The organism is Mycobacterium sp., from assembly GCF_032161845.1.
Taxonomy (GTDB): domain Bacteria; phylum Actinomycetota; class Actinomycetes; order Mycobacteriales; family Mycobacteriaceae; genus Mycobacterium.
Map to the genome: position 1 here is coordinate 1 of NZ_JAVRQA010000510.1, position 9986 is coordinate 9986.

Annotated in this window: 12 protein-coding genes; 9 read left to right on the forward strand and 3 right to left on the reverse strand. The window is 67.3% G+C overall.

Annotated features, from left to right (window positions below):
- The 4 genes from QOD90_RS28080 to QOD90_RS28095 form a co-directional block, all read left to right on the forward strand.
- On the forward strand, positions 1-1856 hold a 1856-nt coding region (locus QOD90_RS28080; protein ID WP_526355264.1), incomplete at its 5' end, for an alpha-E domain-containing protein.
- 38 nt (positions 1857-1894) lie between these two features.
- On the forward strand, positions 1895-2812 hold the full coding sequence (locus tag QOD90_RS28085; protein ID WP_526355283.1) for a transglutaminase-like domain-containing protein: 918 nt from the start codon (positions 1895-1897) through the stop codon (positions 2810-2812).
- Positions 2805-3866 carry a zinc-binding metallopeptidase family protein gene (locus QOD90_RS28090; RefSeq protein WP_526355266.1) on the forward strand — a complete coding sequence of 354 codons (1062 nt, stop codon included), beginning with the start codon at positions 2805-2807 and terminating at the stop codon, positions 3864-3866. The genes QOD90_RS28085 and QOD90_RS28090 overlap by 8 nt, the downstream gene beginning before the upstream one ends.
- 80 nt (positions 3867-3946) lie before the next feature.
- Positions 3947-4255 (forward strand): DUF4333 domain-containing protein, encoded by a 309-nt coding sequence (locus QOD90_RS28095; protein ID WP_526355268.1) that lies wholly within the window; start codon positions 3947-3949, stop codon positions 4253-4255.
- Here the strand turns inward: QOD90_RS28095 and QOD90_RS28100 are convergent.
- Positions 4252-5106, reverse strand: a complete 855-nt coding sequence (locus QOD90_RS28100; protein ID WP_526355270.1) for an LLM class F420-dependent oxidoreductase — start codon at positions 5104-5106, stop codon at positions 4252-4254. The genes QOD90_RS28095 and QOD90_RS28100 overlap by 4 nt on opposite strands.
- Before the next feature lie 204 nt (positions 5107-5310).
- Between QOD90_RS28100 and QOD90_RS28105 the strand changes: the two genes are divergently transcribed.
- Positions 5311-6147 (forward strand): DUF3097 family protein, encoded by an 837-nt coding sequence (locus QOD90_RS28105; RefSeq protein ID WP_526355272.1) that lies wholly within the window; start codon positions 5311-5313, stop codon positions 6145-6147.
- Here the strand turns inward: QOD90_RS28105 and QOD90_RS28110 are convergent.
- Entirely contained in the window at positions 6134-6733 is a 600-nt protein-coding gene (locus QOD90_RS28110) for a hypothetical protein (RefSeq protein WP_526355274.1), read from the reverse strand. The two genes, QOD90_RS28105 and QOD90_RS28110, sit on opposite strands and share 14 nt — an antisense overlap.
- 99 nt (positions 6734-6832) lie before the next feature.
- On the opposite strand from QOD90_RS28110, the gene QOD90_RS28115 reads away from it, so the two are divergent.
- A complete protein-coding gene (locus QOD90_RS28115) occupies positions 6833-7297 on the forward strand; it encodes a TM2 domain-containing protein (RefSeq protein WP_526355276.1) in 465 nt (154 codons plus the stop codon).
- Positions 7298-7345: 48 nt separating this feature from the next.
- Positions 7346-8677 (forward strand): replication-associated recombination protein A, encoded by a 1332-nt coding sequence (locus QOD90_RS28120; RefSeq protein WP_526355278.1) that lies wholly within the window; start codon positions 7346-7348, stop codon positions 8675-8677.
- 65 nt (positions 8678-8742) lie between these two features.
- Here QOD90_RS28120 and QOD90_RS28125 read toward each other — a convergent pair whose 3' ends face one another.
- Positions 8743-9069: a GlsB/YeaQ/YmgE family stress response membrane protein gene (locus QOD90_RS28125; RefSeq protein WP_526355280.1), complete on the reverse strand. Its 327-nt coding sequence runs from the start codon at positions 9067-9069 to the stop codon at positions 8743-8745.
- Between the two features lie 134 nt (positions 9070-9203).
- Here QOD90_RS28125 and QOD90_RS28130 point away from each other — a divergent pair, with 134 nt between their 5' ends.
- On the forward strand, positions 9204-9593 hold the full coding sequence (locus tag QOD90_RS28130; RefSeq protein WP_526355285.1) for a secondary thiamine-phosphate synthase enzyme YjbQ: 390 nt from the start codon (positions 9204-9206) through the stop codon (positions 9591-9593).
- A 169-nt stretch (positions 9594-9762) separates the two neighbouring features.
- Positions 9763-9986 (forward strand): alanine--tRNA ligase-related protein (locus tag QOD90_RS28135; protein WP_526355282.1); only part of this gene is annotated, 224 nt, incomplete at its 3' end.

Below are 9986 nucleotides of genomic sequence, written 5' to 3' on the forward strand. Positions count from 1 at the left end.
TCAGCCCGGGCATCCACTCCGAAACGGCCTTCGATCAGGCCTATTTGGCGAGCGTGCTCGGCTTCCCACTGGTGGAGAGCGCCGACCTGGTGGTCCGTGACGGCAAGTTGTGGATGCGGTCGCTCGGCACGCTCAAGCGCGTCGACGTCGTGCTGCGGCGGGTCGACGCCGCGTACGCCGATCCGCTTGACCTGAGGGCAGATTCGCGACTCGGCGTCGTCGGTCTCGTCGAGGTGTTGCGCCGCGGTGCCGTTACCGTCGTCAACACCCTCGGCAGTGGAATCCTGGAAAGCCCCGGGCTGCAACGCTTCCTGCCAGAACTGGCCGAACTCCTCGTCGGCGAAGCGCCGCAGTTGAACATGGCGTCGATGTACTGGGGTGGCATCGACGTCGAACGGTCGCATCTGCTGAGCCATCTGTCGACACTGCTGATCCGACCGGTCACCGGTGGCGAGCCGATCGTCGGCCCGGCCCTGTCGAACGGCGAGCGCGACGAGCTGGCGGCACGCATCGGCGCCACCCCCTGGCAGTGGGTCGGTCAGGAACTGCCGCAGTTCTCCTCGGCGCCGACGGATCATTCGCGCGCCGGCTTGTCGGCCGCCAACACGGGCATGCGGTTGTTCACCGTCGCGCAGCGCGGCGGATACGCGCCCATGGTGGGCGGACTCGGTTATCTCCTGGCCCCCGGCAATGCCGCCTACCGAATGAACACCATTGCCGCCAAGGACATCTGGGTGCGAACCCCGACCCGGGTGACGGCTGAGCGGACACCCCAGCCGGTGGTGGAGCTGCCCGCGATCACACCGAGCCCGACCCGTGCGGTCAGCTCACCCCGCGTACTGTCCGACCTGTTCTGGCTCGGTCGCTACTCCGAACGCGCGGAGAGCATGGCCAGGCTGCTCAATGTCACGCGGGAGCGCTATCACGAGTTCCGCTACCGGCAGGACATGCCGGGCAGCGAATGCGTCCCGGTCCTGCTGGCCGCGCTCGGTCGAATAACCGGCACCGACACCAGAGCCTCCGGCGACGACGCCGAGATGATCGCGGTCGCGCCGACCACGCTGTGGGCGCTGACCGCCGACCGGCATCGCGCTGGGTCCTTGGCGCAGTCCGTGGAGCGGCTCGGGCTGGCGGCCCGCGCGGTGCGTGACCAGATGTCGAACGACACCTGGATGGTGCTCGCCGCGGTGGACCGTGCGGTGATGCGCACGTCGGGGACGCCGCCCGATTCACACACCGAGGGCGAGAGCTATCTGGGGACCGCTCATAGTCAGACGCTGGCGGGAATGCTGGCGCTGTCCGGGGTCGCGGCGGAGTCGATGGTGCGCGACGTCGGCTGGACGATGATGGACATCGGCAAGCGCATCGAGCGGGCGATCTGGCTCACCGCCTTGATCCGCGCGACGCTGACGAAGGTCCGCAGTCGCGGTGCTGAGCAGACCATCACCGAGTCGACGCTGGTGGCGTGCGAGTCGTCGGTGATCTACCGCAGGCGCACCCTCGGCAAGGTCAGTGTGGCGGCGGTCGCGGACCTGTTGCTCTTCGACGAGGAGAACCCCCGCTCACTGGCCTACCAGTTCGAAAGGTTGCGGGTGAACCTCAAGGCGCTGCCGTCCTCGTCCGGATCCACCCGCCCCGAGCGGCTCATCGAGGAGGTCGCCGCGCGGCTGCGTCGGCTCGACCCCGCCGACCTCGAGGACATCACCGACGGAACGCGGCCCGAGCTGGACGGACTGCTGACGAGCATCCACACCGATCTGCGCGAGCTGTCCCGCCTGATCACGACGACACACCTCGCGCTGCCCGGTGGGATGCAGCCGCTGTGGGGTCCTGACGCCAGGAGGGTCCTGCCGTGAGCGACGGTGGGGGAGACCGCAGCGACCCGGCGAATGGCATCGGTCCGACCCCGGTGGTGGGCAGCAGATCCTACGAGGTCACGCATCGGACGATGTACCACTACTCCGACGACGTGACCAGTTCCTATGGTCGCGGCTTCCTCACCCCGAGGGACTCAACGCGGCAACGGTGCCTGTCGCACCGCTTGGCGATAGAGCCAGAGGCGGCGGACAGCTCGACCAGCCGAGACGGCTACGGCAACACCAGCTCCTACTTTCACGTCACCGAACGCCATCGGGCACTGACCATCACCAGCCACTCGGTGGTCGAGGTCGACCCGCCACCCGTCGAGCTGTACTCGAGCGGCTCGGCGCTCGCGCCGTGGGAGATCTCGCGACCGGTCGGCACCGACGGCGCGCTCGCCGTCGAGTTCACGTTGGATCTGCAGCAGCCGGAAATCACCGACGCCGTGCGGGATTACGCCGCACCGAGCTTCCAGCCGGAGCGACCACTCGTCGACGTGCTTCGGGACCTCAACTTCCGGATCAACCATGACTTCACCTATCGCTCGGGTTCCACGACGGTGTCCACCCAGGTCGCCGAAGTTTTGGCGGCGGGCGAGGGGGTATGTCAGGACTTCGCCCGGCTAGCGATCGCCTGCCTGCGCGCCAACGGTCTCGCCGCCAGCTACGTCTCCGGCTATCTTGCGACGGACCCACCCCCGGGAAGGGAACGCATGGTCGGGATCGACGCGACACACGCCTGGGCGTCGGTGTGGACACCGCAGAACCATTGGCTGGGATTCGACCCGACCAACGATCAGCTGGTCGACGAGCGGTATGTGGTAGTCGGTTTCGGCCGTGACTACGCCGACGTCCCGCCGCTGCGTGGCATCATCTACACCGATTCCGAAAGCAGCAAGATCGACGTGTCCGTCGACGTGGCCCCAATCGACGGAGGAATTCTTCGTGCGTGACTTCATCTGTCCCAACTGCGGCCAGCACCTGGCCTTCGAGAACTCGGTCTGCCTGTCGTGTCGCAGCAGACTGGGCTTCTCCATCGACGACATGGCGTTCCTGGTCATCGCGTCGGGCGCCGAGAGTGAGCACGGGGGCGCCGTCGATGCCAGCGAGTATCAGCTGTGTGCGAACTTGCATGCGGCCCAATGTAATTGGTTGGTCCGGGTGGCTCCGGTGCGACGGTTGTGCACGTCGTGTGCCCTCACCCGAACCAGGCCCAGCGACGCCGACAAGCGCGCGATGGCGGCGTTCGCGACCGCCGAGAGGGCCAAGCGGCGGCTGATCGTCGAGCTGGTCGACCTGAAGCTACCGATCGTCGGACGCGACGAGGATCCGAATTACGGGCTCGCGTTCGACCTGCTGTCGAGTGAACTCGAGAAAGTCTTCACCGGTCACGAGAACGGCCTCATCACACTCGATCTCGCCGAGGGCGACGATGTGCACCGTGAACAGTTGCGGGTGGCGATGGCCGAGCCGTACCGAACGTTGCTCGGTCACTTCCGCCACGAGATCGGGCATTACTACTACTACCGCCTGGTGGGCACGGCGCCGCAATATCAGCAGACCGCCCGCGAACTGTTCGGTGACGCGGAGGCCGACTACCAGGCAGCGCTGGACCGGCACTACAGCGAGGGTGCGCCCCCCGGCTGGGAGACCAACTACGTCTCGTCCTACGCCACGATGCACCCCGCCGAGGACTGGGCCGAGACCTTCGCGCACTACCTCCACATCCGCGACACCCTAGACACCGCCGCCGCCTTCAGCTTCGCCCCCGCAGCGGCGACGTTCGAGCGAAGAAACCTGGGGCCCAGCGGATTCGACGCAATCATTGACATGTGGCTACCGCTGTCGTGGGCGCTCAACATGGTCAACCGTTCGATGGGCCACGACGATCTCTACCCGTTCGTGCTACCGATGAAGGTTCTGGAGAAGATGCGATTCATCCATACCGTCATCGATGAGGTGACGTCGGATCCAGCCAAGCTCGCGGCCGCGAGCGGCGCTGGTTAGACCCGCGGCAACCGCGGGCGGCTTCAAGTCGGTCGTGTCTGTGCTTGACCTGTGGCAAACCTTAGAGCAGCATCACGCGCATGATTCGTACTCACGGTGTCCGCCTCGGCGCCGCTCTCTTCATCGGTGCCGCGACCCTCGGTCTCAGTGGCTGTGGCGCGGCGGTCATCAGCGCCGACAGTGCGCAGAAATCGGTGGCGGACTTCGTGGCCAAGAACACTGAGGTCACCGCCTCGGACGTGAAGTGCCCAGACAAGACCGAGGCAAAGGTCGGCGTCGAGTTCGACTGCACGTTCACGGCTCCGGACGGCGACTACGTCGCGCACCTGAAGATCACCAAGGTCGACGGGACCGACGTCGAGTACGACATCGAGAGCAAACCCGCCTAGCGTTCGCCGTCGGCGATCGCACGCAACGCCGTGAGTTGGTCGCAGTAGTGGTCGGGGGAGTCCGCTGCGATCGCACAAGTTGCGGCGGTCGCACCGAGGCCGCGGAGCGTGGCCAGTCGTCGCCGGGTGTCGTCCGGGTTGCCGAGCGGGTCGATGGGTCCGCACGCCAGCACGACGTCGAATTCCGCTGGAAGATCAACGGCGGCAAGCATTGTCGTGAGTTCAGCCGTGTTCAGCCCGAACGGCATCCAGCCGTCCGCGAGCGTGACTGCGCGCCGCAGTGACCGGCGGGTGCGGCCGCCGACCCAGATGGGGACGTGCGGCTGCACGGCGCATGGATCCATGATCACGGCGTCGTACCGGTAATACTCCCCGTCGTAGCCGGGGTTGTTGGTCGACAGCGACGCCCGAAGGGCGCGGATGGCATCGTCGGCGCGTGGACCGCGGTCGTCCCACGCCGCACCGAGCAGCTCGAATTCCTCGTTCAGCGAGCCCACCCCGACGCCGAGGACGAGTCGGCCACCGCTGACGCGATCCAAGGTGCCGTAGCGCTTGGCGATCTCCAAGGGATGGTGGTAGCCGAGCACCAGGACCGCCGTCACCAGGCGGATGCGGGACGTGCGGGCCGCGAGAAATCCGAGCGTCGCCAGCGGATCCCAGTAGGTGGAGCCGCGTTGGGCGGCGGCGTCGACGGGCACGACGACGTGCTCCGGACAGGTCAGGAAGTCGAACCCGAGGTCATCGGCCGCTGCCGCGATCTGCGCGATCGCCTCGATGTCTCCTTCACGTTCCCAGTCGGAGCTCGCTCCTGGCAGCCGCATCACCACTGGTGTCGAAAGTCCTATTTGCACGTTCGGGTTATACCGCGGATCGGGTCGGCCCGCGCCGACATGACCTCACAGCGGATCGATGGCGTGGCCGAACCTCCGGCGACGTATTCAGCCAGAACGCCCAGGACCAAAGCACCGCGTGAGCCGGGCGTGCCGGTCACCGATCGGTCACGAATTCGGCGCGGCGACCGACCAACCGCGGTCATCGTTCCTAGGCTCGCTGACGTGAATGATCGCTACGGCTTCGATGTCCTGGCCCGAAACCCGCACACCCCAAGACTCGTGCGATCCACCGAGATGGCGGCCGAAATCGGTCTCGTCGTCGAAGACGTGGAGACCGGCTACGTCGGGGCAATCGTGCGCATCGAGTACGGCCGCATGGAGGTAGAGGACTTCGACGGTCACCGACGTCCCTTCCCGGTTGGGCCTGGCTATCTGGTCGACGGCAAGCCGGTGATTCTCACCCCGCCCAAGCGCAAGACCCAGGCAGGTCCGGCGCTGACGGCGTCGGGCTCGGTCGCCGTCGCTGGGGCCCGCGCGAGAACCGCGCTGGCGAGCCGCATCTACGTCGAGGGGCGTCACGACGCCGAACTCGTCGAGCAGGTCTGGGGCGCAGACCTCCGCGTGGAGGGCGTCGTCGTCGAATATCTGGGTGGCGTCGACGATCTCGCCCCCATCGTGGCGGACTTCGATCCCGGCCCCGGCCGTCGGCTCGGCGTTCTCGTCGATCATCTCGTCACCGGGTCCAAGGAAGCCCGCATCGCCGACGCGGTCCGGCGTGGCCCTGGCGGGGCGCACACGTTGGTGGTCGGCCACCCGTACGTCGACGTCTGGCAAGCCGTGAAGCCTGCGCGCCTCGGCCTCGAGCAGTGGCCCGTCATCCCGCGCAACGTCGAGTGGAAGCACGGCATCTGCGCCGCGCTGGGGTGGCCGCACGGAAGTCAGGCAGACATCGCCGCCGCCTGGCGACGGATCCGGGGCACGGTGCGCGACTGGAACGATCTCGAGCCCGCGCTCATCGGTCGCGTCGAGGAACTCATCGACTTCGTCACGACTCCCTGACGGTCGCGCCAGGGCCCGAGAGGAATGCCCTGCCGCGCGGTGAGATTCGGTAGCCGACGTCCAAGCTGATGGTGAGGCCCAGCCCCTTGAGTTGGCGCACCCTGCGCTTGAATGGCGCGGTTTCCAGTCCCACCGTGACGGCGAGGTCGGGCGCTCGGATCGCCTCGTTGGCCTCGACGAGTCTCAGGTACTGGCGCGTCCATGGCCCCGTCTTGCTCGCGGCGTCCCACCGGTCGAGGCGCTTGGTGATGAGGGCGCGGTCGTCGGCGGTCAACGCGTCGTCGGCGGCGAGATCGGGACGCTCGTCGGGGGCGAGGTACGACACGGCGATCGCGTAGAGGTGCTTGGCTGGCCGGCTGGCGAGATCGGACCTGGCGGTAGCGGCGTCGGGATAGCCGGCAGCCCTGGCCTGCGCCGCGGTGACCCGATGCCCGCTCGGGTACTCGGTGACGTCGTCGATCCGGATGGTCCCGGCCGGAGTTCGTTGTGTGCCGCCCCTTTTCGCGCGCGGCACATCCCAACTGCGCAGCACCAGCGTGATGGTGCCGTCCGCGATACCTGCAGCCGTAGCCCGATTGATCAGCACGAGATCCATCGTCGCGCACGGCCGCGCGTTATTGGGAATTCGGGATGGATGCGCATTCAACGGTGGACGCGGACCCGGGAATGGGACATCATCCCCTGCATGTCAGTGCCTCCGCCCCCGTACGGTTCGGATCCGCCGTACCCGCCGCCGCCAGAGTCGAACCCGCCATATCCGCCGTATCCGCCGCCGCCGCCGCCGTACGGATCGGATCCATCGTTGCCACCGCCCGTCGGTGCCTACGGTGCGCCGCCGCCTCCCGGTCCCTACGGACCGCCCCCGCCGTACGGCGGTTACCAGCCGCCCTATCCCGGCGGGTCGTTCGGCGTTGACGCCTACGGGCGGCCACTGTCGGACAAGAGCAAACTGGTCGCGGGTCTGCTGCAGTTGTTCCTCGGGTCGTTCGGCGTCGGCAGGTTCTACCTCGGCTACAACGGCCTCGCCATCGCGCAGATCGCCGTGACCTGGCTGACGTGTGGCATCGGAGCCGTCTGGCCTCTGGTCGACGCGGTTCTGATCCTGGTCGGCAAGGTGCCAGATTCGAACGGACGCACACTGCGCGAGTGACGAGCTGCCGCGTTCGGCGGTGTCGCCGTGTCGTGGTAAGCCTGTCCCGTGGCCGATGGTCTTTTCGACGTGGCTCCCGAACCGGGCGACGGTGAGGGCATTCCCGGGGGCGGTCCGTCGTCCCCGCTTGCGGTTCGCATGCGCCCGGTCGGCCTCGACGAGGTCGTCGGTCAGGACCACCTGCTGCGCGACGGTTCGCCGCTGCGCCGCCTCGTCGACGGGTCCGGCGCGGCGTCGGTCATCCTGTACGGACCGCCGGGCACCGGTAAGACGACGCTGGCGTCGCTGATATCGCAGGCGACGGGGCGCCGGTTCGAGGCGCTTTCGGCGCTGTCGGCGGGAGTGAAGGACGTCAGGGCCGTCATCGACGTCGCGCGTCGAGCGGCGGTGCATGGGAAGCAGACCGTGCTGTTCATCGACGAGGTGCACAGGTTCTCCAAGACCCAGCAGGACGCGTTGTTGGCGGCGGTCGAGAACCGGGTCGTGCTGCTGGTGGCAGCGACCACCGAGAACCCGTCGTTCTCGGTCGTGGCGCCGCTGCTGTCCCGTTCGCTGATCCTGCAGTTGCAGCCGCTTGGCGCCGACGCGGTGCGCGCGGTGGTCGAGCGTGCCATCGCCGACCCGCGTGGCCTCGGCGGGTCGGTCTCCGTCGATGCCGACGCCGTCGAACTGCTGGTGCAGCTCGCCGCCGGGGACGCCCGAAGGGCCTTGACCGCACTGGAGGTCGCAGCTGAGGCGGGCGACCATGTGACCGTCGAGGTCATCGAACAGTCGTTGGACAAGGCCGCCGTGCGCTACGACCGTGACGGCGACCAGCACTACGACGTGGTCAGCGCCTTCATCAAGTCGGTGCGTGGTTCCGACGTCGACGCTGCTCTGCACTATCTGGCGCGCATGCTGACCGCGGGGGAGGACCCGCGCTTCATCGCGCGACGGTTGACGATCCTGGCGAGCGAGGACATCGGCATGGCCGATCCGACGGCATTGCAGACGGCAGTGGCTGCCGCGCAGACCGTGCAGTTGATCGGCATGCCCGAGGCGCAGCTGACGCTCGCCCACGCCACCGTGCATCTGGCCACCGCGCCGAAGTCGAACGCGGTGACGATGGCGCTGTCGGCGGCGATGGGCGACATCAGGGCAGGCAAGGCGGGGCTGGTTCCGCCGCATCTGCGGGACGGCCACTACTCCGGTGCGGCCGCGCTGGGCAATGCCCAAGGGTATTCGTACCCCCACGACGACCCCGATGGCATTGTGCCCCAGCAGTATTCGCCCGACGACCTGGTCGGTGTGGACTACTACCGACCGACGAGCCATGGAGCCGAACGCGACATCGCGGGACGGCTCGACAAACTACGGGCAATTCTGCGTAGGAAGCGCTAGCTCAACCCCACCAAGACCCGCGCCGAGCCAGCGGGGATATCGCGGTCCTTTCAAAAGTAGCGATCTCACCGCAGGCTCGGCGGGGGGTGTGCAGCAGTTTCGGGGTAGCGGCGCAGGACGCCGGTCCGGCGGCGGCCCATGAGCCCCGCCACCAGTGCCACGCCGAGCGCCGCGACGATGACCTGGACCAGTAGTTCCATCCAGTCGATGCCACTCGTCGCCGTGGGGATGCCGAGCTGACGGGCCAGCCATGTGCCGATGAGTGCCGACACGATGCCGACGAGGATGGTGACGAGCAACCCAATGGGCTGCTTGCCGGGGAGGACGAGTCGTCCGAGCACGCCGACGACGACGCCGATCAGAATCGCGGTGATGATGCCTGTGGGTGTCATTTCCTTGCCTTCGTTCGAGGTGTCAGGGGCTCATTGAGCTGCAACAGCAATACCCCTGGCTCGTCGAAATAAACGTGGCCGTGAATAAACGTTGCCGTGAATATCGGCCGTATTCTCTACTCGTGAACACCGAGCTGATCGACGTGGACACCTCCCGGCGCCGCACCGTGGATCTGACCGACGCCGTCCGCGCGTTTTGCGAGTCGCGCGGTGACGGGTTGTGCAATGTCTTCGTGCCCCACGCGACCGCGGGCGTCGCCATCCTCGAGACGGGGGCCGGGTCCGACGACGATCTGGTCGACGCGTTGGAGAGACTGCTGCCGCGTGACGATCGCTACCGCCACTCCCACGGTTCCCCGGGACATGGCGCCGATCACGTTCTTCCCGGGCTAGTGGCACCGTCGGTGACGATTCCCGTCCACGCCGGCGAGCCGTTGCTCGGTACCTGGCAGAGCATCGTTCTGGTCGACCTGAACAGGGACAACCCGCGACGTTCGGTACGCGTGAGCTTCATCGGCGGGTGAACCGGCGACGGTCGGGCCCGCGGTACGGGTCAGGACCGCGCCCTTGCGGGGCGATCGAACCGGGCCGGTACTGTAATGCCGTCGAGAACGGCCCCCGCTGGGACGCCGGAGAACGACCCCGAATCACCGTTCCCGGAATGATCAATCGAAAGACAAAGGACAGCAGCACGTGCAGACACACGAGATCAGGAAGCGCTTCCTCGATCACTTCGTGAACGCGGGCCACACCGAGGTTCCGAGCGCATCGGTGATCCTCGAGGACCCCAACCTGTTGTTCGTCAACGCAGGCATGGTGCAGTTCGTGCCCTACTTCCTTGGCCAGCAGACGCCGCCGTGGAATCGCGCGACCAGTGTGCAGAAGTGCATCCGCACGCCGGACATCGACGAGGTCGG